We start from the raw sequence: 23,867 nt of genomic DNA on the forward strand, positions 1-23,867 counted from the left end.
TCAGCGGCCTTTCACCGGAGTTTCGGCCACCGGCGTCAGCGGCCGCTGGCCTGCGAACCAGGCTTTCAGATTGTCGACCACCAGCTGGTTCATCGCATTGCGCGTCACCACCGAGGCCGAGCCGATATGCGGCAGCAGCACCACGTTGTCCATCGCGCGCAGCTCTTCGGGAACGTTCGGTTCGGCCGCGAATACGTCGAGGCCGGCAGCGAGAATCTTGCCGGACTTCAGGGCGTCAATCAGCGCCGCTTCGTCAATCACCGAGCCGCGCGCGACGTTGATCACCACGCCGCGCGGCCCGAGCGCATCGAGCACCTCGGCGTTGATCAGCTTGGCGGTGGTGGGGCCGCCCGGGGTGATCACCACCAGGGTATCGACCTCCTTGGCCATCTCGATCAGGTTCGGATAGTGCTGGTAGGCGACGCCGGGCGCCGGATTGCGCGAGTGATACACCACCGGCACCAGCGAGGCGTCGAGCCGGCGGGCGATCGCCTGACCGATCCGGCCCATGCCGACCATACCGACCTTGCGGTCGCGCAGCGACCCGGTGCTGAGCGGATAGTCCTGGGTCTGCCACTGTCCGGCGCGGACGTATTTGTCGGCACGAATGAACTCGCGCAACGTCGCGATCAGCAGCCCGAGCGCGGTATCGGCGACTTCCTCGGTGAGCACGTCGGGGGTATTGGTGACGATCACGCCATGCTGCGCCGCCCAGGCGGAGTCGACATGGTCGTAGCCGACGCCGAAGCTCGCCACGATTTCGAGTTTCGGAAACCGCGCCAGCATCGCCGCGCCGGTCGGCACCAGGCCGGTGACCGCGATCCCGCGGATGCGGCCGCGAGCCTCGTCGCTCAGCTTTTCGAGGTCATCGGCACGCTCACATTTGTGCAGCACATAACCGGCCGGGAAGCCCTGATCGATGACCTCCTTGCGGGGGCCATAGATCAACAGATCAATCGGCTCCGACGCGCCCGTTTCCCCCGGCATCAATTATCCTTTCCCAACGCGCTCTCGTGCCAGCGCCGCAGCAGCAGATGCGACACCAGCGCCAGCAGCAGATAGATCACAATGCCCGCCGTCGACAGCAACAGCAATGCTGCGAACATGCGCGGAATGTTGAGCCGGTATCCGGATTCGGCAATCCGGTAGGCGAGGCCCGAGCCGGCGCCGGCCGAACCGGCCGCGATCTCGGCGACCACGGCGCCGATCAGCGACAGTCCGCCGGCGATGCGCAGGCCGCCGAGGATGTAAGGCAGCGCCGCCGGCAGCTTCAGCCGCAGCAGCGTCTGCCAGCGCGAGGCGCCATACAGCCGGAACAGGCCGGCGAGATTACGATCGACCGAGTTAAGGCCGAGCGTGGTGTTGGACAACACCGGAAAGAACGCCACGATCCAGGCGCAGACGATAACCGCGGTTTCCTGCGGCAGGTAGATCAGCAGCAGCGGCGCGATCGCGATCACCGGCGTGACCTGCAGCACCACCGCATAGGGGAACAGCGAATATTCGAGCAGTCGTGACTGGTTGAACAGCAGCGCCAGCGCGATGCCGCCGACCGCGGCGGCGACGAAGCCTTCCAGCGTGGTCCATAGCGTGGTCAGCAGCGAGCCGAACAGCACCGGCCAGTCCTGCATCAGCGTCGAAGCCACCAGCACCGGGCCCGGCAGCACGTAAGGCGGGATCTGATTGAGTCTGACGATCAGGTCCCACGCGACGATCGCAGCGATCAGCACCACGATCGGCAGCGCGACCCGGAGCCCGGCGCGGGCGCCAAGCGAAGAAGCGTCGTCACGTGAAGTGGGTAGGGCGCTCATACCCGCGCCTCGCGTGTGGTGGGGGGGCTTTCGCCCGTCGACGCGAGGGCGCGCGAGACCTCACGGCACTGCGCCGCATAGTCGGCCGAGAGCCGGAACTCCTCGCCGCGGGATGTCGGTGCATCGATATCGAAGGAGGCTGCGATCCGGCCTGGGCGCGGCGTCATCACCACCACGCGCTGCGACAGATACACCGACTCGAACACCGAATGGGTGACGAACACCACCGTCATCTGCAGCTCGCGCCACAGCGCCAGCAGATCGTCATTGAGTCGGAACCGGGTGATCTCGTCGAGTGCGGCGAACGGCTCGTCCATCAGCAAGATGTCCGGCCTCGTCACCAGCGCGCGCGCCAGCGACGCTCGCATCTTCATGCCGCCGGATAGTTCGCGCGGAAACGCGTCGGCGAACTCGGCCAGGTCGACCCGGGCCAGCACCTCGTCGACACGCCGGGCGATTTCGGCGCTGGCGACATGCGCCAGGTTCAGCGGCAACGCGACGTTGTGCCGGATGCTCGCCCACGGCATCAGCGTCGGCTCCTGGAACACGAAGCCGATCGGATGTTCGCCGCGGCTGCGCGGCGACGCGGTGCCGACCTCGATCCGCCCCGAGGACGGCGCTGCCAATCCGGCGATCATCCGCAGCGCGGTCGACTTGCCGCATCCGGAGGGGCCGAGCAGCGACACGAACTCGCCGCGGCCGATATTGAGGTCGATCGGGCCGAGCGCCAGCGTGCCGGTACGGTAGGTCTTGGTGACGCCGCGCAGTTCGATCGCCGGCCCGGTGGCGCCGGCATCCGCAGCGGACGGTCGCGGCGATGAGGCCATGCGGCCGGCTATTTCTGTTTCGGACGCAGGTCGACGCCGACGCCCTTGTTGATGAACTGCAACGTATAGGCTTTGCGGAAATCGAGGCCGCGGGTCACCACGCCGGCCCGCGCCATTTTGTCGAAGAACGAGGCGTAGCGTTCGTCGTTCATCGCGCCGATGCCATTCTTGATGGCGTCTCCGGAATCGACGATGCCGTATTGCTTCATCTTATCGACCGAATAGGCCAGCATCTCGTCGGTCATTTCCGGATTGAGCTGCTTGATCATCGCATTGCCGGCGGAATTGTCGCCGTACAGATAATTGTACCAGCCGATGATCGAGGCGTCGACGAAGCGCTGGATCATGTCGGGATTCTTATCGATCAGATCGCGGCGGGTTTCGATCAGCGTCGAGTAGCCGTTGAGCCCGTAATCGGCCAGCAGCAGGACGTTCGGCTTGAACTTGGCGGCCTGCTCGACGGTGAACGGTTCGGAGGTGACGTAGCCCTGCATCGCGCTGCGGCGATCGATGATGAACGGCTGCGGGTTGAAGGTATAGGGCTTCACCTTGGCTTCGCTGAAACCGTATTCGGATTTCAGCCACTGGAAGTAGCTGGTGATGCCCTCCTTGGAGACGAACAGCGTCAGCGGCTTCAGATCGTCCAGCGTTTCGATCTTCGACTCCGGGTGGGACACGAACACCTGCGGGTCTTTCTGGAAGATCGCCGCGATCGCCACCACCGGCACGTTGTTGGCCACCGCGTCGAACGACTGCAGCGTGTTGGCGGTCATGAAGAAGTCGAGCTTGCCGGCGATCAGCAACGCCCGATTGTTCACGTTGGGGCCGCCCGGGACGATGCTGACGTCGAGGCCGTAGGTCTTGTAGGTGCCGTCCGCGACCGCCTGGAAGAACCCGCCATGCTCGCCTTCGGCCACCCAATTGGTGCCGAACGACACCTTGTCGAAGCCGCCTTCGGGCACTTTGCGGACCGGCTGCACCTTCGGCGGCGGCGGCTTCTTCGGTCGGGGCGGGGGCGGCGGTTCCGGCGGCTTTTCGATGGGTTTTTCGGCGCCATGGCCGTGGCCGGAGGCATGAACGGGAGAAGCCAGCGCCACTCCCACCGCCAACAGCACCCCGGTTAACGCTCGCAGCAGGAAAGCGGGGCTCATGGTTGGACTCCGTCGTTCATTTTGGCCCATGATGGCGGCATCAGGGCGGCGCGGATTCGAGCGTTTCAGGATTGATAGCGAAACAATGCCGGCATTTGAACCACTTCTCCGTCACCCCGCATTTCGCCGATGACCAAGCTGCCGCCCCGCGACTGGAGCGCGATTCACTGGCCGGAGATCACCGGCGCTGATCCGTCGCGCTGGATTGCGGTGCTGCCGCTCGCCGCGATCGAGCAGCACGGGCCGCATCTGCCGCTGTCGACCGACGTCACCATTGCGGAAGCCTATCTGGCGCGGGTGAGAGATCGCCTGCCGGACGACATTCCCGCGACGTTCCTCCCGGTGCAGGCGATCGGTCTGTCGACCGAACATCTGTCGTTCCCGGGCACGCTGACGTTGTCGACCGAGACCGCGCTGAAGCTGTGGACCGAGATCGGCGACAGCATCGCCCGGGCGGGTGTGCGCAAGCTGGTGATGGTGACCAGCCATGGCGGCAACAGCGCCGCGATGGGCCTGGTGGCGCAGGAGCTGCGCGTCCGGCACCGGATGCTGGTGGTGACCACCGGCTGGGCGCGGTTCGGCGTGCCCGACGGGCTGTTCACCGCCGACGAGCTGCGCCACGGCATCCATGGCGGCGCGACCGAGACCTCGATCATGCTGGCGCATGCGCCGGAGCTGGTGCGGGCCGACCAAGTCGCCGACTTCCGCCCGGCGAGCGTGGCGATGGAGCAGACCTATCGTTGGTTGTCGGCGCAGCGGCCGGCGCCGTTTGCCTGGGCGGCCGAAGACCTGCATCCGAGCGGCGCCATCGGCGACGCCTCCGCGGCCACCGCCGAGAAGGGTCGGCGGCTGCTCGACCATGGGGCCGGCGCGTTCTGCGAGCTGCTGGCCGACATGCACCGCTTCGATCTCGCCGCGCTGTCGACCAAACCCTCCGCCTGAGGGTATCCGCCGAGCGCATCGGCGGGGTCGCCACGCTGGGTTGCGTCGCTGCTCACCTGCGCCGTGCCCGGCCAACCGGTTCTTCCTCTGATACCACTGGATCTTTTGAGGCGGAGAAGCCGCCGGCCTCGCGCGCCTCATCAACGGCAGTAAGTTACCGTGCCATCTGGACTTTGAGGAATTCCAGACTGGCGCTGTCCTGCCCCCGACGCTTCGAGTTGTGTGCGGTAGATGGCGCTTTTGCGTGTCGCCGGCCCTCATAAGCTGACACTGCTTCCGACTTTCGTCAGGTTGCGAACGACATTCAGATGCCGTCGGGGTGACGAGGCGCGACCAATCGCCGCGCGCTCTTTTGCGTTTCAGGTGAGCTTGATGACTGTTCGACGATGCCCCGCCAGCCCGATTTCGGACCGCCGCGACTTCGCCTCGCGTGAGCTGTGCTCGCCGCACAATCGGACCTTTCGGCGTCCGTCCGCCTCGACGCTGATCGCCGGCGCGGCGACCGCCGCCGCGTTGCTGCTGCCGCAGGGCGCAGCCGCGGGCGGCATTGGCAAGCCGCGGCCGGACCCGGCCTATGACTGGAGCGGGTTCTACGTCGGCGCCCATGCGGGTTACGTCCGCGGCCATGCCGGCGCGACGCTGCAGGACGCCAATTCGATGGCGCAGAACAGCAACGGCGCCGGTGGAGCCACCGCGGGCGCCCAGGCGGGCTACAATTTCGTCACCGGATCGAACCTGTTGCTCGGTGTCGAAGCCGACATCTCGTTTCCGAGCTATCTGCCGCAGAACGCGGTGCTGTCGGAGTTCGACAACGGCACCGCCAACACGCTGCAGCACCTCGACTATTACGGCACGGTCCGGGCCCGGCTCGGCGTCATCGCCGGCCGATGGCTCGGTTATGTCACCGGCGGCCTCGCTTTCGAGCACGAGCGCTATCTCACCGACCCCGACGTCGGCCGCGTGATGAACGCGCGGATCGGCTGGGCGGCAGGTGCCGGCGTCGAATACGGCTTCACGCCGAACTGGAGCGCGCGGATCGAATACCTCTACAGCCAGTATCAGAACGCCACCGTCGCGCTGCCGACCGGCGCGAGCTACGCGACGTCGCTCAACCTGCAGGCCGTGCGTGTCGGCGTGAACCGCAAGATCGACTGGTTCGGCACCGGCAGCGCCGACGCCTTCCCGTCGCTCGCCGCGGTGGCCGATCCGGAGACCGATCGCTGGGAGCTCCACGGCCAGACCACCTTCATCGGGCAGGGCTACCCGTCGTTCCGGGCACCGTATAGCGGTACCAACAGCCTGTTCCCCGGCGCGCAGTTCAAGAACACCTGGAGCACCAGCCTGTTCGCCAATGTCCGGCTGTGGGACGGCGGCGAGTTCTATTTCAATCCGGAATTCCTGCAGGGCTACGGGCTCAGCGACACGGTCGGCGCCGGCGGTTTCCCGAACGGCGAAGCGCAGAAATCCGGCTTCGCCTACCCGCATTTCAGCCCGTCGCGGTTCTATCTGCGCCAGACCTTCGGGCTCGGCGGCGAGCAGGAACAGCTCGCCTCGAGCGGTTCGCAGCTCTCCGGCAAGGCCGACATCTCGCGGCTGACGCTGCAGGTCGGCCGCTTCAGCGTCATCGACGTGTTCGACGGCAACTCCTACGCGCACGATCCGCGCCGCGATTTCATGAACTGGTCGATCTGGGCCTCGGGCGCGTTCGACTACGCCGCCGACAAGCTCGGCCTCGGCTACGGCGCCACCGCCGAACTCAACCAGAAGCAATGGGCGATCCGCGCCGGTTACTTCCTGGTCGATGCCGAATCCAACTCGAACAATTACGACATGAAGCTGCTCAAGCGCGGCGAATACGTCGCCGAACTCGAGACCCGCTATTCGCTGTTCGGCCTTCCCGGCAAGCTGCGCACGCTGGGCTTCATCAACAGCACCTATTCGGGCAGCTATCGCGAGACGCTGAACGATCCGTCGCTGAACCTCGACATCACCCAGACCCGCCGCGGCCGGATCAAATACGGCTACGCGCTCAACCTGGAGCAGGCGGTCACCGACGACATCGGCGTGTTCGGCCGCTGGAGCTGGAACGACGGCAAGAACGAGATCATGGCGTTCACCGATATCGACAGCAGCCTGTCGGGCGGCGTGTCGATCCGCGGCCAGCGTTGGGGCCGCCCGGACGACGTGATCGGCATCGCCGGCGCGCTCAACGGGTTGTCACGCGATCACCGCGATTTCCTAGCCGCCGGCGGGCTCGGCCCGCTGATCGGCGACGGCGCGCTGAACTATCGCCGCGAGCGGGTGTTCGAAAGCTACTATGCGCTGGCGCTCAACTCGTCGTGGACCGCAACCGCCGACTATCAGCTGATCGCCAACCCCGCCTACAACGCCGACCGCGGCCCGGTCTCGGTGTTCTCAGGCCGGGTACACGGGGAGTTCTGACGCGCCCACCTGCGCTGCGATGATGAGCGTTAAACCACCGGCGCAAAGCTCTCCGCTCGGGCCATTGCCCAGGCCTGCTTGAAGCGGAGATCGTCGGTGCCCTCCAGCAACTCACCCGGACGCAGCGCCGGGTAGAGCTGCGCCAGCGAGATGACATCCGACGGCGAGGTCCGCTGCGAGAAGTGATACGGGCGGATATCGCGCGGATGGTCGAGGCCGGCGGCCGCCACCAGTTCGGCCAGCGCCTGCAACGTCGCGCGGTGATAGTTGTAAACCCGCTCCAGCTTGTGCGGCACCACCAGCGCACGGTAGCGCGACGGCTCCTGGGTGGTCACGCCGGTCGGGCAGCGGTCGGTGTGGCAGCTCAGCGACTGGATACAGCCAAGTGCGAACATGAAGCCGCGCGCCGAGTTGCACCAGTCGGCACCGAGCGCCATCGCGCGCGCGACGTCGAAGCCGGTGGCGATCTTGCCCGAGGCGCCGAGCTTGATGCGGTCGCGGGCGCCGATTCCGATCAGCGCGTTGTGCACGAAGCTGATGCCGTCGCGCATCGGCATGCCGAGATGGTCCATGAATTCCAGCGGGGCGGCGCCGGTGCCGCCTTCTTTGCCGTCGACGACAATGAAATCCGGATAGATGCCGGTGGCGAGCATCGCCTTGCAGATCGCCAGAAATTCCCAGGGGTGGCCGACGCAGAGCTTGAAACCGGCCGGCTTGCCGCCGGCGAGCCGGCGCATCTCGGCGATGAACCGCATCATCTCGATCGGCGTCGAGAACGCCTTGTGATAGGGCGGCGAGACGCAGTCTTCGTCCATGCCGACACCGCGGATCTGCGCGATCTCTTCCGAGATCTTGGCCATCGGCAGCACGCCGCCATGGCCCGGCTTGGCGCCCTGGCTGACCTTCAGCTCGACCATCTTGATCTGGTCGTCGGCCGCGACCCGGGCGAACGCCTCGGGATCGAACCTGCCGTCGCGGGTGCGGCAGCCGAAGTAACTGGAGCCGATCTCCCAGATCAAATCGCCGCCGTGCTCGCGGTGATACGGGCTGACACCGCCTTCGCCGGTGTCGTGCGCGAAGCCGCCCTTCTTGGCGCCGGCATTGAGCGCGCGGATCGCGTTCGGGCTGAGCGCGCCGTAGCTCATCGCCGAGATGTTGAACACCGAGGCCGAATACTGCTTGGCGCAGTCCGGTCCGCCGATCGTGATCCGGAACGGCTCGTCGGCGTGCGGCCGCGGCGCGACCGAGTGGTGCATCCATTCGTAGCCGTCGCCATAGACATCTTTCTGAGTCCCGAACGGACGCTTATCGAGTTCCATCTTGGCGCGCTGATAGATCAGCGCGCGGGTGTCGCGGCTGAACGGCTTGCCGTCCTTCTCGCTCTCGAAGAAGTACTGCCGCATCTCCGGGCGCATTTCTTCGAGCAGGAAGCGCAGATGCGCCGAAATCGGATAGTTGCGCAGCACCGCGTGACTGGTCTGCAGCAGATCGTGGATGCCGAGCAGCGTCAGCGCGCCGAACACCAGCAGCGGCACCAGCACCACGCCGAACAGCGGCGTGTGGGCGTCGAACGCTGCGAGTGCGGCGAGGAGTGCGGTGAGGACGGCGCAGACAGTGAGAACGATGTAGCGCGGCGAGAGCGGAAGCAGCAGCGTTTCCATGGAATCCCCGCGGGGGTCGGCAGGACTGACGTTCGATCAGCCGCCGCAGCGGGGAGCCCCGTGCGTGTGAGTGCGGCGACCGGGCCGCGGTATAGCACGGCGCGCCGGCCTCGATAACCTCGGAGCTTCCGCGATCATCCGGTCACGCCGCGGTCGCAATCCTGTGACGATGGCCGGCGCCCGAGAGTCGTGCGATGCGGTTCGGCTTGACATTTCGCCGCTGCAAAGCGATCCCACCGCGCGCCGGCCGGCAGCCGTCCGCCGCGCCGGTCACTGCCTGTTGACGAGACCCCCGATGCAATATGCCGACCGCGTGATCGTCCGGATCGTCAAAGACTATTGCGACGCGCGCGGCGTCGACGTCACGCTCGGGCTCGACGGCTGGCTGATCGTGCTGAGCAAAGGCGACGTCCGGCATTTTATTTATGGTTACGATTTCGGTCTGAACAGCTCGGTGACGCATCGCCTCGCCAATGACAAAGCGGCGACCGCCGACATCCTCGCCGCGGCCGGCATTGCCTGCGTGCCGCACCGGCTGTTCATGAATCACGAACACTTCAAGTACGTGCCGAGCAGTGGCCACTGGTCGGCGATGCTGGAGATGCTGCGCGCGCATCCGGCCGGGCTGGTGCTCAAGCCGAACGAGGGCACCTGCGGCCATCTGGTGTTCAAGGCGACCACGGAGCTCGAGCTCGAACGGGCCGCCACCGCGATCTTCGCCGCCAACCAGAATCTGGCGATCGCGCCGTATTTCGATATCGCCCGCGAGGTTCGCGTCATCCTGCTCGATCGCGTGCCGCTGGTGGTTTACGAAAAGAAGCGGCCGGCGATCGGCGGCGACGGCGTGCGCAGCGCCTTGCAGCTTCTGCTCGACGCGGTCCCGGCGGATCGGCTCGGCGCCGTGCTGGCAAACCTGCCGGCGGATCATGCTGCGCTCGATGCCGTGGTGCCGGCCGGCACGCAGTTCCGGCTCGATTGGCGGCACAATCTCGAATTCGGCGCGGAGCCCGAACTACTCGGCGATGGCGAGCTGCGCGATAGCTGCGTTGCGCTTGCGGCCGAAGCCGCCCGTGCGATCGGCCTTGGCTTCGGCGCGGTCGACGTGGTGTGGACCGCGCAAGGCCCCCGGGTGCTCGAGATCAATTCGGGCGTGATGATCGAATCGCTCAGCCGCCGGTTTCCGGACATCGCCCGGAAGGTCTACACCCGCGCGCTCGATCGCGTGATGCAGGCGATGGCGGTCTAACAGCACGGCCTTCGGTGCTGCCGATTTCCTTTCGCCGCGGATCAACTAAGATCGCGTCGCGTCCGCATTTCCATCAAGCAACAAGGAAGCTCATGACCGCGACCGTCAACCGCCAGATCCTGCTGATCGAGAAGCCGAAGGAGAAACTCGGCCCGGAGCATTTCCGTTTGGCGGAATCGCCGGTTCCCGAGCCGAAAGACGGCGAGGCGCTGGTCAAGGTTCGCTACATCTCGCTTGATGCCGCCAACCGTGCCTGGATGCAGGGCGCGACCTATCGGGCCGCGGTCGAAACCGACAGCGTGATGCCGGGCGGCAGCGTCGCCGAGGTGGTGAGTTCGAAAGCGCCGGGCCTGGCGCCGGGCGATCTCGTGTTCGCCGATACCGGCTGGCAGGACTATGCGGCGCTGCCCGCCAAGCATCTCGCCAAGCTGCCCAAGGTCGAGCCGATGACGCATCTGCTCAGCGTCTACGGCATTGCCGGCCTGACCGCTTACTTCGGGCTGCTCGACATCGGCAAGCCGCGCGCCGGTGAGACGGTGGTGGTGTCGGCCGCGGCCGGTTCGGTCGGCTCGATCGTCGGCCAAATTGCGAAGATCAAAGGCTGCCGCGTGGTCGGTATCGCCGGCGGCAAGCAGAAGTGCGACTGGCTGGTGAGCGAGCTCGGGTTCGATGCGGCGGTCGACTACAAGGACGGCGCGCTGTTCAAGGCACTGCGCGCCGCGGCGCCGAACGGAATCGATGTGTATTTCGACAATGTCGGCGGCGACATCCTCGAAGCCTGCCTGCCGCAGATGAACCTGAAGGGCCGGATCGCCTGCTGCGGCGCGGTCTCGCAATACGACCGCACCCCCTCGGCCACCGGCCCGCGCGGCATCCCCGGCCTGATCGTGGTGAAGCGGCTGATCATGCAGGGCTTCATCGTGATGGACTACATGGATCAGCGCGACGAAGCGGTCGCCAAGCTGCAGGAGTGGGTCTCGAGCGGCAAGCTCAAGGTGCAGGAGGACGTCATCGACGGCCTGGAGAACACCCCGCAGGCGCTGATCGGCCTGCTGGCCGGCGAAAACCGCGGCAAGCGGATGGTCAAGGTGTGAGCTAAGGGGGGCTTACCCGTCGACCTGGCCGGCCTCGTGCCGGCCAGCCGTGCCGGGGAGCAAAGCTGGCGATCCCGGGATGACTCGAACATCCGACCTACGGTTTAGGAAACCGCCGCTCTATCCGGCTGAGCTACGGGACCGTCCGGCTGCGGCCAGGGCCGCGAGCAGGAGCCTCCCATAGCAGAGCGGCGGTCCGATCGCCACCCGGAAGTCGGGCTTGCTGACCGCGATCGGGCTCCCCGTCGTCGCACGGCGCCGGCTCGGGCCGTGGTTTCGTCATAGACTTTAAATCTTGCTTAGGCGGCCCCCGCTAGGTTCGCGCCCGGCTGTGTTAGTCGGGCGTACTCATGACGTTTTCGAGGTCGATAGCTCGCTTTTCTCGTGACCGGCGCGGCAATATCGCGGTGATTTTTGCGCTGGTATTGGTTCCGCTGATCTCCGCGATCGGCTGCGCGGTCGATTACAGCCGCGCCAATGCGCTGCGAAGCAAGCTGCAGGCCGCGGCGGATGCGGCCTCGGTCGGTGCGGTGTCGCGGACCTCGCCGGCCTATGTGGCCGCCGGAGCGATGTCGGGCGATGGTGTGATCTCGTCCGGTGCGGATGACGCACTGCGGATCTTCAACGGCAATCTGAACGGCCTGACCGGCTACACCCTCGCCAGCTCATCGGCGACGGTGACCAAGGCGTCGGACGTCGTCACCTCGCAGGTGACGTTCTCGGCCCAGATCTCGACGATGTTCATGAAGGTGGTCGGGATGTCGGCCATGACGGTGGGCGGCACGTCCACCGCCACCGCCAGCATGCCCAAATACATCGATTTCTATCTGCTGCTCGACAATTCGCCGTCGATGGGCGTGGGTGCCACCCCCAACGACGTGTCGGCGATGATCGCGGCCACCGCCAACAAGTCGTCGGACGATCACTGCGCGTTCGCCTGTCACGATGTCAACAACAAGAATAACTACTACAATCTGGCCAAGTCGCTCGGTATCACCACCCGGATCGACGTGCTGCGCAGCGCCACGCAGCAACTGATGGACACCGCGAACGCGACCGCGACCTACTCCAACCAGTTCCGCATGGCGATCTACGACTTCGGCGCGTCCGCCCAGTCTGCCGGGCTGCGCAACCTGTTCTCGCTATCGGCGAGCCTGTCGAGCGCCAAGACCGCGGCGAGCGCGATCGACCTGATGACGGTGAAGGGTCAGAACGACAACAACGACCAGGACACCAGCTACACGACGATCTTTCCCGCCATCAACAAAGAGATCAGCGCGCCCGGCTCGGGCGTGTCCGGCTCGCCGCAGAAATATCTGTTCTTTGTCTCGGACGGCGTCGCGGACGAATACAATCCGAGCTGCCTGAAGCCGAAGACCGGCAACCGCTGCCAGTCGCCGATCAATCCGGCGCTGTGCAAGACCTTGAAGGATCGCGGCGTCAAGATCGCGGTGCTGTACACCACCTATCTCAACCTGCCGAGCAACGACTGGTACAAGCAGTGGATCGCGCCGTTCAATGCCGGCCCCTACGGCCCGTCGCCGAACAGCGAGATCGCGCAGAACATGGAAGCCTGCGCGTCGCCGGGCTTCTACTTCGAGGTCAGCCCCACCCAGGGTATCGCCGAAGCGATGAACGCGTTGTTCAAGAAGGCCGTCGCCGACGCGCGCATCACCAGCTGAGCGACAGGTACGGTTTTCGGATTCGGCGCGACCGCCGGGTCCGCCTTGGAAACTCCATCACCCCTTCCTACGTTGTGATGCCGGCCGGGAGCGCCGCGCCGGAGCGGCGCCGTGCCGGCACCACATAGGAGGTCTCGATGGGCTTGCTCGACATCCTCAACGGCATGCAGAACGGCCCGCGCGGCCCGGCCGACCCGCAGGACAAAAGCGGCGGCATGTCCAAGTTCACCATGGCGATTCTCGCGCTGCTGGCGTGGAAGGCCTACAAACATATGACCAGCGGCCAGCCGCAGGCTGCGCCGGCCAATCAGCCGCGCCCGGTGCCGGCGCCTCCGCCCGCGAATACCGGCGGTGGTTGGGGTGACTTCCTGAAGGGCGGTCTTGGAGGCCTGGTGCTCGGCGGTGCGGCCGGCAGCGTGCTGTCGGGCGGGCTCGGCGATCTGCTGCGGCAGCTTCAGCACAATGGCCTCGGCGATGCCGCCAACTCCTGGGTCGGTCACGGCCCCAACCAGCAGATCGGACCGAGCGATCTCGCCAATGCGCTCGGCTCTGAACAGATCGACGCGATGACCCGGCAGACCGGGATGTCGCGCGACGAACTGCTCGACGGCCTCAGTCGCTATCTGCCCGACGTGGTCGACCAGCTCACCCCGGACGGGCGGCTGCCGACCGACGACGAAGCGTCGCGCTGGATCTGATCGGCAGCGGCGGGGTTGTTGTTGCTTTGGTTGCGAGCGGTCCGGAGCGGACCGTGAGAAAGGATACGGAAGATGGGCGGGTTACTCTGGATTCTGCTGGTCGGCTTTATTGCCGGCATCATCGCGCGGGTGTTGTCGCCGGGGCCGAACAATCCGCAAGGCTTCGTGCTCACCACGGTCCTCGGCATCGCGGGCGCATTCCTCGCCACCGCGGTCGGACAGATGATCGGGCACTACGGCCCTAATCAGGGCGCCGGCTTCATCACCGCGACGATCGGCGCGGTGGCGGTGCTGTTCATCTGGAACAGGCTGGTGGCGCGGCGGGTGATCTCCGATCCCGGCAATCGCTATCCCTACGATCCGCGCTGAGACTGTCGCGGCCCGGTTCGCCGGGCCGCTTACTGCTGCGTGCGGATGTGAGGTCAGCCGGCCAGGTGCATGCCGGCGTCCATCCGCACCAGTTCGCCGGTCATGCTGCTCGATTTCGGCGTTGCCAGGAAGCATACCAATTCGGCGATGTCTTCGGCGGTCGAGGCGATCTTCAGCGGCACGCGCGACACCACCATGTCGCGCACCTGCTTGGCTTCCTCGGCGCCGCGTCCCTTGGTGAACCACGGCGTGTCGATGTAGCCGGGGCAGATCGCGTTGACGCGGATGTTCGGCGCCAGCGCGCGCGACAGTGACAACGTCATGGTGTTGAGCGCGCCCTTGCTGGCCGCATAGGCGATCGACGAGCCGATGCCGCTGATTCCAGCGACCGACGAGACGTTGACCACCGCCGATGCACGGCCGGCCGCCTTGGCGCCGGCGACGAGCAGCTCGCGCGCCGCGCGGACCATCTGGTACGGGCCGATGGTGTTGATCGCGTAGATCCGCTGGAAGTCGTCGGCCGACAATTGATCGAGCAGATGATGCGCCACGTGCTTGGTGGTGCCGGCGTTGTTCACCAGCGCGTCGAGCTTGCCCCAGGGGGCCGCGGCTTCGATGATGCGTTTGCAATCCTCGTCCTTGGCGACGTCGCCCTGCACCACGATCACTTCGGCGGCGCCGAGCTTGCGGCACTCTTCGGCAGTCTTCTCGGCGTCGTCCTTGCTCGATGCGTAGTTGATCACCAGCCGCGCGCCGTCCTTGGCGAGGATCTTGGCGGTCGCGGCGCCGAGGCCCGAGGCCGACCCGGTGACGATTACGTTCAGTCCGTCTGACATCTTCACTCCCTTTGCATCGAACCGGCTTCGCCGCGTCGCCGCAACCATATCGGTTGCGATATCGAGAGCAAGCCGACAAAGCCCATGATGCGGAATAAGCCTGCGGCGTGAGGCGTTTGACCATGTCCGGTGCGCAATCCGCCCCGTGCCGGCTGCGCTTGTGTTCGTTTCAGCTTTTCCGCATCATGCCGCACAACAACAAGACCAGCACACATGCTTGGCGATCCGCCGGGAGCTGAGTGCGCAACCGGGAAACGCCGTGACGGAGACCGACAATATCGTCGTCGAGACCGCGGAGAAGATCTTCGCCGACCTCGCCGATGCGCAAACCATCAATGCCGACAAAGCCGAAACCTGGAAGGCGCCGCTGTGGCAGGCGCTGAGTGAATCGGGGCTGCCGCTGTCATGGGTGCCGGAGGAATTCGGTGGCTCGGGCGCGAGCCTTGCCGAGGGCTTCGGCGTCCTCAACGCAGCAGGCCGCGCCGGCCTCGCCGTGCCGCTCGCCGAGACCATGCTGGCCGGCTGGCTGCTGGCGCAGGGCAAGATCGCCGCGCCGGAAGGCGCCATGACGATCGCGCCCGCCCACCCGAAAGATCGCCTCACGCTCGATGCCGACGGCAAGCTGTCGGGTCGCGCGCGCAGCGTGCCGTTCGCGCAAGACGCACAGCATATCGCCGTGCTGGCGCAGAGCGCCGCCGGCGCGAAGATCGCGCTGGTCCCGGCGTCGACCTGCCGAATTGATAAGGGCCTCGGCCTTGGTGGCGATGCGTCAGATGTCGTCACCTTCGACAAGGTCGCGCCGATTACCACGGCGCCCGCGCCCCAAGGGCTTGATCAGACTTCGCTGATGCTGATGGGCGCCGTCGCGCGCAGCCTGCAGATCGCCGGCGCGCTGGAAACGCTGCTCGACCGCAGCGTGACTTACGCCAATGAGCGCGTCGCGTTCGAAAAGAAGATCGGCAAATTCCAGGCGGTGCAGCACAATCTGGCGAAGCTCGCCGGCGAGACGTCTGCTGCCTTGGCCGCCGCAACTTCCGCGGCCGATGCGATCAGCAGCGCCGAAGGCTTCGACGACGCCGTGTTCCTCGAAGCCAGTGCGGCCAAGATCCGCTGCGCCGAAGCGGCTGAGAAAGGCGCGGCGATCGCCCATCAGGTGCACGGCGCGATCGGCTTCACCCGCGAGCACATCCTGCATCGCTTCAGCCTGCGCGCGCTCGCCTGGCGCGACGATTTTGGCAACGAAAGCCATTGGGCGGTCGAGCTCGGCCGCATGGTCGCGGCGCGCGGCGCCGATGATTTGTGGCCGCTGGTCGCTTCGCGCTGACCGCATCAACGTAGCGAGATTATGCGATGACCGCCGCCCTCCGTTTCGATCCGATCCGCCTGCCGCCCGTCTGCGAAGAACTGCGCAAGGAAGTCCGCGCCTTCCTCGCCGAAGAGATCGCCGCCGGGACCTTCGATCCCAATAAGCCGCAGCGCGAAGACTCCGACGCACCTGAATTCTCCCGCCGCGTCGGCGAGCGTGGCTGGCTCGGCATGACCTGGCCGAAGAAATACGGCGGCCACGAGCGCACCTTCCTGGAGCGCTACGTCGTCACCGAAGAAATGCGTGTCGCCAATGCGCCGACCCGGCGGTTCTTCGTCGCCGATCGCCAGAGCGGACCGGTGCTGCTGAAATACGCGCCCGAGCACATCAAGATGGACATTCTGCCGCGGATCTGCCGCGGCGAATTGTGCTTCGCGATCGGCATGAGCGAGCCGAATTCCGGCTCCGATCTGTTCGCTGCCAAGACCAAGGCGACCAAGACCGACGGCGGCTACCTGATCAATGGCTCGAAGATCTGGACCACCTCGGCGCACATCGCCGACTACATGATCGCGATCTTCCGTACCTCGCCGCCCACCAAGGAAAACCGCCGCCACGGGCTCACTCAATTCCTGGTCAACATGAGGTCGCCGGGCATCAAGGTGAACCCGATCGCGCAGATCACCGGGCAGTATGAATTCAACGAGGTGGTGTTCACCGACGTGTTCGTACCGGACGATCATCTGCTCGGCGAGGTCGACGGCGCCTGGAAGCAGGCAACCTCCGAACTCGCCTACGAGCGGTCGGGGCCGGAACGCTTCCTCGAGACCTACTACGTGCTCACCGAGCTGGTGCGTGCGCTTGGTCCCGATCCGGACACCCGCGGCGCCGAGGGTATCGGCCGGCTGGTGGCACAACTGCACACCATGCGGCGGATGTCGGTGTCGGTCGCCGGCATGCTGCAGGCCGGCAAGGAGCCGGTGGTGGAAGCCTCGATCGTCAAGGACATTGGCACGATCTGGGAGCAGCAGTTACCGCACCGGGTGCGTGAGCTCGCCGCCTTCGTCGATGGCGAGGCATCGAATCATGCAACGCTCGACGAGCTGACGGCGTTCGCCACCAAGCTGGCACCGAAGCTCACCATCCAGGGGGGCACCACCGAGGTGCTGCGCGGCATCATCGCCCGCGGGCTCGGCCTGCGCTGACGCCGGCGCGCATCGAACGATCGAGGATCAATCATGAGCAGCTACACCGATATCGCGGTCGAAAAGACCGGCCATGTCGCCACCATCGAGATCCAGCGGCCGCCGCTGAACTTCTTCGACATCTCGCTGATCCGGCAGATCGCCAACGCGCTGGATGAGATCGACGCCGATCCGCAAGTGCGCGCCACCGTGCTGGCGGCGCAAGGCAAGGCGTTCTGCGCCGGCGCCAATTTCGGCGATCCGGCCCGGCAGGAAGCCGACCCGGCGGCGGCGAAGGGCGATCCGGCCGACAGCCTCGGCGAGATCGGTCATCTGTACTACGAGGCGGTGCGGATCTTCCGCGCCAAGAAGCCGATCATCGCAGCGGTGCACGGCGCCGCGATCGGCGGAGGACTGGGTCTTGCGGTGTCGGCGGACTTCCGCGTCACCTGCGCGGAGGCGCGGTTCTCGGCCAACTTCACCAAGCTCGGTTTCCACCCCGGTTTCGGCCTGACCGTGACGCTGCCGGAGCTGATCGGCAAGAACAACGCCGAGCTGATGTTCTACACCTCGCGCCGCGTCACCGGCGAAGAAGCGGTGCAGATGGGCCTGGCCAACGTGCTGGTGCCGATCAACGAGGTACGCAGCGGCGCACTGAAGCTCGCCCGCGAGATCGCTGAATGCTCGCCGCTCGGCCTGCTGTCGACCCGCGCCACAATGCGCGCCGACCTGGCCGACCGGGTGATGGAAGCCACCAAGCACGAACTCGCCGAGCAAACCCGCCTGCGCGCCACCGAAGACTTCAAGGAAGGCGTCAAAGCTACCGAAGAACGCCGCGTCGCGCATTTCAAGGGACGGTAGGGCAAAACTACTCGTCGGCCCCACGTCGTCATTCCGGGGCGCGCGGAGCGCGAACCCGGAATCTCGAAGTTATTTCGCACCTTGATGGACGCCAGAGATTCCGGGTTCGCTCGCTTTGCGAGCGCCCCGGAATGACTCGTAGTTAGGCGGTCAGCCTGAACTCGACGCCTGCCAGGCGGAAGCCGTTGGCGGTGAGCGGCACGCCCTGCGCCTGTGCGGCTGCGCGAACCTTCTCCGCATCCGCCACCTTGAACGTCAGCGCCGTCAGCGCTTCGCTGGCGCCCTGCACGAACCGGAACGTGGCGTTCGGTAGGCGCAGTTCGGCGACGCCATCCGCATTCGTTTCCACCGGCAGTTCGAGAATCCGGCCCCAATGCGCGGCGAGATCGGCCGGGTCGGGGCTTTGCATCTCGACTGCGGTCAGCGCCTGCGTGGTGTCGGTGCGGATCGCCTTGGCCCAGTCCGGCCCCGCCGGCGGGTAAGGCCCGCGGATGTTGTCGGAGCCTGCAGTGTGGTTGAGCTCGATGAACGCGGCGCGGCAGTCGCGCGGATGGAGCTGGACGCCGTGATACGGCGCGTGGTCGATCACATTGGCGGTGCGGACGCCGAGGCTGGCGGCGTGACGGCCGCGGGCGTCGGGATCGTCGCAACAGAAGATCGCCATGTAGCCGCCGCGGCCTTGGGTCTTCTCCAGGAAGCGGCCCGCCGCGGTGCCCGGCTGGGTCGGTGCGACAATTTCCAGGAGCGTCGCGTCGACCGGCAGCAGCACGTTCTCCAGGCCGTATTTGCCGACGTGGGGATCGCGGTAGCAGATGTTCAGCCCGAGAATCGTTGCGACGCGCGAGGCAGCGGGTTCGATCGGCTCAGTAACCAGGCAGATCTGGCGCAGGCGGAGGAACGGCGCCATCGTCAGCAGCCCTGGAACACCGGCGCGCGCTTCTCGACGAAGGCGGCGGCGGCTTCCTTGTGGTCCGCAGTCTCGGCACAGCGCGAGTGATGCAGCGCCTCGGCGTCGAAGCAGGCTTCGAGCGACAGGGTTTCGGCATTGTTGATGTTGGTCTTGATGTAGCCGAGCGTCACGGTCGGGCCCTGCGCCAGCGACAGCGCCAGCTCGCGCGTGGCGGATTCAACTTCGGCGTCGGGGACTACCCGGCTGACGATACCGAGTGCCTGCGCCTGCTCGGCGGTCAGCACCGGCGAGGTGAGGTACAGCTCGCGGGCCTTCGCGGCGCCGATCAGATGCGTCAGGAAGTAGGTGCCGCCGAAATCGCCGGAGAGCCCGACCTTGGCGAACGCGGTGGTGATCTTGGCCGAAGCGCCCGCCACCCGCAGATCGCAGGCGAGCGCCATCGACAGGCCTGCTCCGGCCGCCGCGCCGTCGATCTGCGCCACCACCGGCTTCGGCATCTGATGCAGGATGCGAGACACCTCCATGCCACGGCGGAGGTTCGCCACCTTCTGTTCGAGCGGCGGCGGAGCACCCGCAGCCGCCATCGACTTGACGTCGCCGCCGACGCAGAACGTGCCGCCGGCGCCCTTCAGCAGCACCGCGCGGACGTCCGGATCATCCTTGGCGCGATGCGCCGCCTCGACCAAGCCGCGGATCATGTCCTGATTGAGCGCGTTGCGTCGATCGGGACGGTTCATCGTGATGGTGAGCAGGCCGCGGTCGAGGTCTTGCAGGACGATGTCGGTCATGGCGGGTCCTTGTTGTTGTTCGTTGTGCCCCAGCGACTGTCTGGATGACGCGCGTCTCGGCGCCGTCTCCGACTATGGGTAGTCCGTCATTGCGAGCCGAAGGCGAAGCAATCCAGCGCCGTGCACTGAGCTGGATTGCTTCGTCGCTGCGTCCTCGCAATGACGATGTTGATCGAGCTACTTCTTCACCAGCGGGCAGCGGGAATCGGCGAGCGACTGGAACGCCTGATCGCCCGGTACCGTCGCGAGCAGCTTGTAGTAGTCCCAGCGGCCCTTCGATTCCGATGGCTTCTTGACCTCGAACAGGTACATGTCATGCACCATCCGGCCATCCTCGCGGATCTTGCCGTTCTTGGCGAAGAAGTCGTTGATCGGCATTTCCTTCATCTTCTTGGTCACCGCGGCCGCGTCGGTGGTGCCGGCCGCCTTGACTGCCTGCAGGTAGTGCATCGTTTCGGAGTACAGGCCCGCCTGCGCCGAGGTCGGCATCCGCTTGGTGCGCTCCATGAAGCGCTTGGAGAACGCGCGGGTCTCGTCGTTGAGATCCCAATAGAACGCTTCGGCCAGGATCAGGCCCTGGGCGGTTTCCAGCCCGACGCTGTCGATATCGGAGATGAAGGCGAGCAGCGGCGAGATCTTCTGGCCGCCCTTGGTGATGCCGAACTCGGCGCCCTGCTTGATCGCGTTGATGGTGTCACCGCCCGCATTGGCGAGGCCGATCACCTTCGCCTTCGAGCTTTGCGCCTGCAGCAGGAATGAGGAGAAGTCGGAGGTGTTGAGCGGATGCTTGACGCTGCCCAGCACCTTGCCGCCCGACGCCTTGATGACATTGGTGGTGTCGCGCTCGAGGTCCTGGCCGAATGCGTAGTCGGCCGACAGGAAGAACCAGGTGTCGAGCCCTTGCTTCACCGCCGCAAGGCCGGTGGTGTTGGCCTGCGCGAAGGTGTCGAACACGTAGTGCACGGTATAGGGGCCGCAGGCTTCGTTGCTGAGCCGGATCGAGCCCGGGCCGGAGAACATGATGATCTTGTTGCGGGCCTTGGCGATCTCGGCGGCGGCCAGCGCGGTCGCCGAGGCGGCGACGTCGATGATCGCTTCGACGCCCTGATTGTCGAGCATGTCGCGGGCGATGCTGGCGGACAGATCGGCCTTGTTGAGATGGTCGGCGGCGATGATCTCGACCTTGCGCCCCAGCACCGTGCCGCCGAAATCCTCCACCGCCATCTTGGCCGCAGTCTCGCTGCCCGTCCCGGTGATGTCGGCATAGAGGCCCGACATGTCGAGGATCGCGCCGAGCTTCAGCGGTGGCTGAGTCTGCGCCTGCGCGGCGGTGATCGCTGCGATCGACAGACATGCGAGTAGAGTGCTGCGGAACGGCTTCAAGACATCCTCCCTGGCGAGCGCCGATCATGATCGCGGCGCTTCTGATGATTGCCCGCGATCATGCCGCATCGCCTGCTGCGCGGCAAGCGACGCCGTTTTCCGGCGAGTGGAATGAGTCTGTGCGTGCAGAGGTGTGTTACTACACGTTGATGCATCTGAGGCGATTAGTAGTCGCGCGGTTACGATCGATGCGGGCTCGCGCGATACGCGCTGCACGGGCCTGCGATATCGCTCATCGGTCTGTCGCGTAACGATCAACGTCCTGACGGAAGCGCTAGCCATTCCACTTCGCCGGGATCGCGCGGATCGCTAGTCTTCGTGATGTTTGCGGCGAACCCGAATCAGCACGGCGGTCTCGATGGCATTTCGGCGAAACAGCGCCTGGTGGCTGAACGCGATCTGCGGCGGTGCTGTGATGCTGTCGCAGGCGGACGGCGCCGGGGCGGCTGGCTGTTTGGATCTGCCGGTGCAGGGCGAGGGCGTGGTGGCGTCGGTGATCGATCCGCGCACGCTGCGCTTGGCCGACGGCCGCGAAATCCGGCTCGCCGGCATCGAGCCTTCCCGCGAACGATATGACGCGGAGGCCGCGGCCCTGTCGGCCCTGACGCTCGGCCGAAAGGTATTGCTGCATGGTGCCGACGACGGGCCGGACCGCTATGGCCGGCAATCGGCCTTCGTGGTGACGGAGCCGGGCAGGGAGCTGGTGCAGCGCCGGCTGCTGGCCGAGGGTGGTGCACTGGTAGGGATCGACGTCCTGCCGGCGGAGTGCCGGAAGGACCTGCTGGCGGCGGAAGCCGGCGCCCGCGCTGCGGCGGTCGGTATCTGGATGGCGAGGGATGTCATAAAAAACGCCGCAAATTCCGGCGATATGGTGACCTGGATAGGGCGCTTTACCGTGGTCGAAGGCCGAATCAGCTCGGTGCGGGAAGTCGGTTCGACGGTCTATCTGAACTTTGGCGGTCGCTGGACTCGTGGCTTTGCGGTGACTATTTCAAGGCGCATCATCGGGTCGTTCGAGGCCGCCGGGCTCGCACCCAAGTCTCTGACAGGACAACAAATTCGGGTGCGCGGCTGGGTCGAGAAGCGGGCCGGGGCGAGTATGGCGGTGCGCGACGTGGGACAGATCGAACGAGCGGGCGGGGACTGAAGGGCCCGAAAGTGAGCAGTCGCGTGAATTGGGGTGCAGCACGGCGCAACTTCCGCAAGGGCCGCCGCCAGGTGGCGGCGTGGCTGCTGCTGGGTGCTGCCCTGACGCTGGCCGGCTGCGGCGATCCTTCCAGGTTCGAGACCGGCCCGGTCGTCGCCGCCCCGCCCACAAAACCCAACCGCCCCCCAGCCCAATCCCCCGCCGCCGAGCGCGAACACGAGCGCATCCTCGCGACCTATGGGGGCGCCTATGATGACCCCAAGCTCGAAGCGCTGATCTCCGGCATCGTCGACCGGCTGGTGGCGGCGTCGGATCGGCCCGACCTGACCTACAAGGTGACGATCCTCAATTCCGGCGCCGTCAATGCCTTCGCGCTGCCGACCGGCCAGCTCTACGTCACCCGCGGGCTGATCGCGCTCGCCACCGACACATCGGAATTGTCGTCCGTGCTGTCGCACGAGATGGCGCATGTGCTGGCCAAGCACGCCGCCATCCGCGAGGACCAGGCACGGCAGGCGGCGCTGGTCGCCCGTGTCGTCACCGACATGGGCAACGACCCGGGCATGACGGCGCTGGCGCTGGCCAAGACCAAGCTGTCGATGGCGAGCTTCTCGCGGCAGCAGGAGCTCGAAGCCGACGGCATCGGCATCGGCATCTCGGCGCGGGCGCAGTTCGATCCCTACGGCGCGGCGCGCTTCCTCACCGCGATGGAGCGCAACGCGGCGCTCAAGGCCAATCGCGCCACCGGCGACAGCCGCACCGACTTTCTGTCGTCGCATCCGGCGACGCCGGAGCGCGTCAGCAACGCCCAGAACAACGCCCGGCAATACACCGCGCCGCAGGGCGGCTGGCGTGGCGAACGCGGCGAGCGCGACCGCGAGGCCTATCTCAACGCGATCGACAACATTGTCTATGGCGAAGACCCGAGCGAAGGCTTCGTGCGCGGCCGGCGCTTCCTGCATCCCAAGCTCGGCTTCACCTTCCAGGTGCCGGAATCGTTCACGCTCGACAACACCGCGCAGGCGGTGATCGGCCTGCGTGAAGGCGGCAATCAAGCGATGCGGTTCGACGTCGTCCGGGTGCCGGCCGAGCAGTCGCTTGCCGACTATCTGAACTCCGGCTGGATGGAGAACGTCGATAAGAGCTCGACCGAGGAGCTGACCGTCAACGGCTTTCCGACCGCGTCGGTGACGGCGCGCGGCGAGCAGTGGCAGTTCAGGGTCTATGCGTTGCGGTTCGGCAGCGACGTCTATCGCTTCATCTTCGCGACCCGGCAGCGCACCGCCGAGAGCGACCGCAACGCCCGCGAGACGGTGAATTCGTTCCGGCGGCTGTCGCTCGAGGAGATCCAGGCCGCCCGACCGCTGCGCATAAAGGTGATCAGCGTGCAGCCCGGCGACACCGTCGAGTCGCTGTCGCACCGGATGTCAGGTGTCGACCGGCCGCTGGAGCGCTTCCGTGTGCTCAACGGCCTCGACGCCCACGCCCAGGTCAAGCCGCGCGAGCTGGTGAAGATCGTCGTCGACTAA

21 protein-coding genes and 1 tRNA gene are annotated in these 23,867 nt (G+C 66.2%); 12 read left to right on the top strand and 10 right to left on the bottom strand.

The features are described from left to right. Genes LRC39_RS02375 through LRC39_RS02390 form a run of 4 tightly spaced genes read right to left on the bottom strand, consistent with a single transcriptional unit; the run spans window position 1 to window position 3,789 of the window. Window positions 1-987: a 2-hydroxyacid dehydrogenase gene (locus tag LRC39_RS02375; protein ID WP_346296209.1), complete on the bottom strand. Its 987-nt coding sequence runs from the start codon at window positions 985-987 to the stop codon at window positions 1-3. After that, window positions 987-1,811, bottom strand: a complete 825-nt coding sequence (locus tag LRC39_RS02380; protein WP_346296210.1) for an ABC transporter permease — start codon at window positions 1,809-1,811, stop codon at window positions 987-989. The genes LRC39_RS02375 and LRC39_RS02380 overlap by 1 nt, the downstream gene beginning before the upstream one ends. Beyond that, window positions 1,808-2,638 (bottom strand): ABC transporter ATP-binding protein, encoded by an 831-nt coding sequence (locus tag LRC39_RS02385; RefSeq protein ID WP_346296211.1) that lies wholly within the window; start codon window positions 2,636-2,638, stop codon window positions 1,808-1,810. The genes LRC39_RS02380 and LRC39_RS02385 overlap by 4 nt, the downstream gene beginning before the upstream one ends. Before the next feature lie 8 nt (window positions 2,639-2,646). Then, entirely contained in the window at window positions 2,647-3,789 is a 1,143-nt protein-coding gene (locus LRC39_RS02390; RefSeq protein WP_346296212.1) for an ABC transporter substrate-binding protein, read from the bottom strand. Between the two features lie 129 nt (window positions 3,790-3,918). Between LRC39_RS02390 and LRC39_RS02395 the strand changes: the two genes are divergently transcribed. After that, window positions 3,919-4,731 carry a creatininase family protein gene (locus LRC39_RS02395; RefSeq protein WP_346296213.1) on the top strand — a complete coding sequence of 271 codons (813 nt, stop codon included), beginning with the start codon at window positions 3,919-3,921 and terminating at the stop codon, window positions 4,729-4,731. 372 nt (window positions 4,732-5,103) lie between these two features. Next, window positions 5,104-7,173 carry a carbohydrate porin gene (locus LRC39_RS02400; RefSeq protein WP_346296214.1) on the top strand — a complete coding sequence of 690 codons (2,070 nt, stop codon included), beginning with the start codon at window positions 5,104-5,106 and terminating at the stop codon, window positions 7,171-7,173. Between the two features lie 29 nt (window positions 7,174-7,202). On the opposite strand, the gene LRC39_RS02405 is transcribed toward LRC39_RS02400, so the two are convergent. Then, entirely contained in the window at window positions 7,203-8,834 is a 1,632-nt protein-coding gene (locus tag LRC39_RS02405; protein ID WP_346296215.1) for an FMN-binding glutamate synthase family protein, read from the bottom strand. Window positions 8,835-9,129: 295 nt separating this feature from the next. Between LRC39_RS02405 and LRC39_RS02410 the strand changes: the two genes are divergently transcribed. Continuing rightward, window positions 9,130-10,080: a hypothetical protein gene (locus LRC39_RS02410; RefSeq protein WP_346296216.1), complete on the top strand. Its 951-nt coding sequence runs from the start codon at window positions 9,130-9,132 to the stop codon at window positions 10,078-10,080. Between the two features lie 92 nt (window positions 10,081-10,172). Then, window positions 10,173-11,174: an NADP-dependent oxidoreductase gene (locus tag LRC39_RS02415; protein WP_346296217.1), complete on the top strand. Its 1,002-nt coding sequence runs from the start codon at window positions 10,173-10,175 to the stop codon at window positions 11,172-11,174. A 66-nt stretch (window positions 11,175-11,240) separates the two neighbouring features. On the opposite strand, the gene LRC39_RS02420 is transcribed toward LRC39_RS02415, so the two are convergent. After that, window positions 11,241-11,317 (bottom strand) — tRNA-Arg (locus LRC39_RS02420). Between the two features lie 207 nt (window positions 11,318-11,524). Between LRC39_RS02420 and LRC39_RS02425 the strand changes: the two genes are divergently transcribed. The 3 genes from LRC39_RS02425 (at window position 11,525) to LRC39_RS02435 (ending at window position 13,923) form a co-directional block, all read left to right on the top strand. After that, the gene (locus LRC39_RS02425; protein WP_346296218.1) at window positions 11,525-12,856 is read left to right on the top strand and encodes a TadE/TadG family type IV pilus assembly protein; all 1,332 of its coding nucleotides are present in this window, start codon (window positions 11,525-11,527) and stop codon (window positions 12,854-12,856) included. 137 nt (window positions 12,857-12,993) lie between these two features. Continuing rightward, window positions 12,994-13,554, top strand: a complete 561-nt coding sequence (locus LRC39_RS02430) for a YidB family protein (protein WP_107342695.1) — start codon at window positions 12,994-12,996, stop codon at window positions 13,552-13,554. Between the two features lie 72 nt (window positions 13,555-13,626). Further along, window positions 13,627-13,923, top strand: coding sequence for a GlsB/YeaQ/YmgE family stress response membrane protein (locus tag LRC39_RS02435; RefSeq protein ID WP_164637250.1), 297 nt, complete (start codon window positions 13,627-13,629; stop codon window positions 13,921-13,923). Window positions 13,924-13,976: 53 nt separating this feature from the next. On the opposite strand, the gene LRC39_RS02440 is transcribed toward LRC39_RS02435, so the two are convergent. Beyond that, window positions 13,977-14,759: an SDR family NAD(P)-dependent oxidoreductase gene (locus tag LRC39_RS02440; protein ID WP_346296219.1), complete on the bottom strand. Its 783-nt coding sequence runs from the start codon at window positions 14,757-14,759 to the stop codon at window positions 13,977-13,979. Between the two features lie 259 nt (window positions 14,760-15,018). Here LRC39_RS02440 and LRC39_RS02445 point away from each other — a divergent pair, with 259 nt between their 5' ends. From LRC39_RS02445 to LRC39_RS02455, 3 genes are read left to right on the top strand one after another with little or no spacing between them, the layout of a single operon-like run. Further along, window positions 15,019-16,083, top strand: a complete 1,065-nt coding sequence (locus tag LRC39_RS02445; RefSeq protein WP_346296220.1) for an acyl-CoA dehydrogenase family protein — start codon at window positions 15,019-15,021, stop codon at window positions 16,081-16,083. A 26-nt stretch (window positions 16,084-16,109) separates the two neighbouring features. After that, on the top strand, window positions 16,110-17,270 hold the full coding sequence (locus tag LRC39_RS02450; RefSeq protein ID WP_346296221.1) for an acyl-CoA dehydrogenase family protein: 1,161 nt from the start codon (window positions 16,110-16,112) through the stop codon (window positions 17,268-17,270). 33 nt (window positions 17,271-17,303) lie between these two features. Continuing rightward, window positions 17,304-18,110: an enoyl-CoA hydratase/isomerase family protein gene (locus tag LRC39_RS02455; RefSeq protein WP_346296222.1), complete on the top strand. Its 807-nt coding sequence runs from the start codon at window positions 17,304-17,306 to the stop codon at window positions 18,108-18,110. A gap of 142 nt (window positions 18,111-18,252) precedes the next feature. On the opposite strand, the gene LRC39_RS02460 is transcribed toward LRC39_RS02455, so the two are convergent. From LRC39_RS02460 to LRC39_RS02470, 3 genes are all read right to left on the bottom strand, one after another. Beyond that, window positions 18,253-19,017 carry a hypothetical protein gene (locus LRC39_RS02460; protein WP_346296223.1) on the bottom strand — a complete coding sequence of 255 codons (765 nt, stop codon included), beginning with the start codon at window positions 19,015-19,017 and terminating at the stop codon, window positions 18,253-18,255. 2 nt (window positions 19,018-19,019) lie between these two features. Next, a complete protein-coding gene (locus tag LRC39_RS02465; protein WP_346296224.1) occupies window positions 19,020-19,808 on the bottom strand; it encodes an enoyl-CoA hydratase in 789 nt (262 codons plus the stop codon). Window positions 19,809-19,985: 177 nt separating this feature from the next. Then, complete coding sequence (locus tag LRC39_RS02470) at window positions 19,986-21,191, bottom strand: ABC transporter substrate-binding protein (RefSeq protein WP_346296225.1); 1,206 nt, start codon at window positions 21,189-21,191, stop codon at window positions 19,986-19,988. Window positions 21,192-21,549: 358 nt separating this feature from the next. Between LRC39_RS02470 and LRC39_RS02475 the strand changes: the two genes are divergently transcribed. Together LRC39_RS02475 and LRC39_RS02480 are read left to right on the top strand one after the other, a co-directional pair. Next, entirely contained in the window at window positions 21,550-22,338 is a 789-nt protein-coding gene (locus LRC39_RS02475; protein ID WP_346296226.1) for a thermonuclease family protein, read from the top strand. Window positions 22,339-22,361: 23 nt separating this feature from the next. Beyond that, window positions 22,362-23,867 carry a M48 family metalloprotease gene (locus LRC39_RS02480; RefSeq protein WP_346296227.1) on the top strand — a complete coding sequence of 502 codons (1,506 nt, stop codon included), beginning with the start codon at window positions 22,362-22,364 and terminating at the stop codon, window positions 23,865-23,867.

The organism is Rhodopseudomonas sp. P1 (assembly GCF_039642825.1).
Lineage (GTDB): Bacteria > Pseudomonadota > Alphaproteobacteria > Rhizobiales > Xanthobacteraceae > Rhodopseudomonas > Rhodopseudomonas palustris_H.

What these genes read in the sequence shown, in the direction of transcription:
- LRC39_RS02450 (WP_346296221.1), top strand. Translation starts at nt 16,110, where the DNA reads ATGACCGCCGCCCTCCGTTTCGATCCGATCCGCCTGCCGCCCGTCTGC.
- LRC39_RS02455 (WP_346296222.1), top strand. Translation starts at nt 17,304, where the DNA reads ATGAGCAGCTACACCGATATCGCGGTCGAAAAGACCGGCCATGTCGCC.
- LRC39_RS02425 (WP_346296218.1), top strand. Translation starts at nt 11,525, where the DNA reads ATGACGTTTTCGAGGTCGATAGCTCGCTTTTCTCGTGACCGGCGCGGC.
- LRC39_RS02460 (WP_346296223.1), bottom strand. Translation starts at nt 19,017, where the DNA reads ATGGCGCCGTTCCTCCGCCTGCGCCAGATCTGCCTGGTTACTGAGCCG.
- LRC39_RS02410 (WP_346296216.1), top strand. Translation starts at nt 9,130, where the DNA reads ATGCAATATGCCGACCGCGTGATCGTCCGGATCGTCAAAGACTATTGC.
- LRC39_RS02475 (WP_346296226.1), top strand. Translation starts at nt 21,550, where the DNA reads ATGGCATTTCGGCGAAACAGCGCCTGGTGGCTGAACGCGATCTGCGGC.
- LRC39_RS02430 (WP_107342695.1), top strand. Translation starts at nt 12,994, where the DNA reads ATGGGCTTGCTCGACATCCTCAACGGCATGCAGAACGGCCCGCGCGGC.
- LRC39_RS02435 (WP_164637250.1), top strand. Translation starts at nt 13,627, where the DNA reads ATGGGCGGGTTACTCTGGATTCTGCTGGTCGGCTTTATTGCCGGCATC.
- LRC39_RS02390 (WP_346296212.1), bottom strand. Translation starts at nt 3,789, where the DNA reads ATGAGCCCCGCTTTCCTGCTGCGAGCGTTAACCGGGGTGCTGTTGGCG.
- LRC39_RS02465 (WP_346296224.1), bottom strand. Translation starts at nt 19,808, where the DNA reads ATGACCGACATCGTCCTGCAAGACCTCGACCGCGGCCTGCTCACCATC.
- LRC39_RS02400 (WP_346296214.1), top strand. Translation starts at nt 5,104, where the DNA reads ATGACTGTTCGACGATGCCCCGCCAGCCCGATTTCGGACCGCCGCGAC.
- LRC39_RS02375 (WP_346296209.1), bottom strand. Translation starts at nt 987, where the DNA reads ATGCCGGGGGAAACGGGCGCGTCGGAGCCGATTGATCTGTTGATCTAT.
- LRC39_RS02380 (WP_346296210.1), bottom strand. Translation starts at nt 1,811, where the DNA reads ATGAGCGCCCTACCCACTTCACGTGACGACGCTTCTTCGCTTGGCGCC.
- LRC39_RS02415 (WP_346296217.1), top strand. Translation starts at nt 10,173, where the DNA reads ATGACCGCGACCGTCAACCGCCAGATCCTGCTGATCGAGAAGCCGAAG.
- LRC39_RS02385 (WP_346296211.1), bottom strand. Translation starts at nt 2,638, where the DNA reads ATGGCCTCATCGCCGCGACCGTCCGCTGCGGATGCCGGCGCCACCGGG.
- LRC39_RS02440 (WP_346296219.1), bottom strand. Translation starts at nt 14,759, where the DNA reads ATGTCAGACGGACTGAACGTAATCGTCACCGGGTCGGCCTCGGGCCTC.
- LRC39_RS02395 (WP_346296213.1), top strand. Translation starts at nt 3,919, where the DNA reads ATGACCAAGCTGCCGCCCCGCGACTGGAGCGCGATTCACTGGCCGGAG.
- LRC39_RS02405 (WP_346296215.1), bottom strand. Translation starts at nt 8,834, where the DNA reads ATGGAAACGCTGCTGCTTCCGCTCTCGCCGCGCTACATCGTTCTCACT.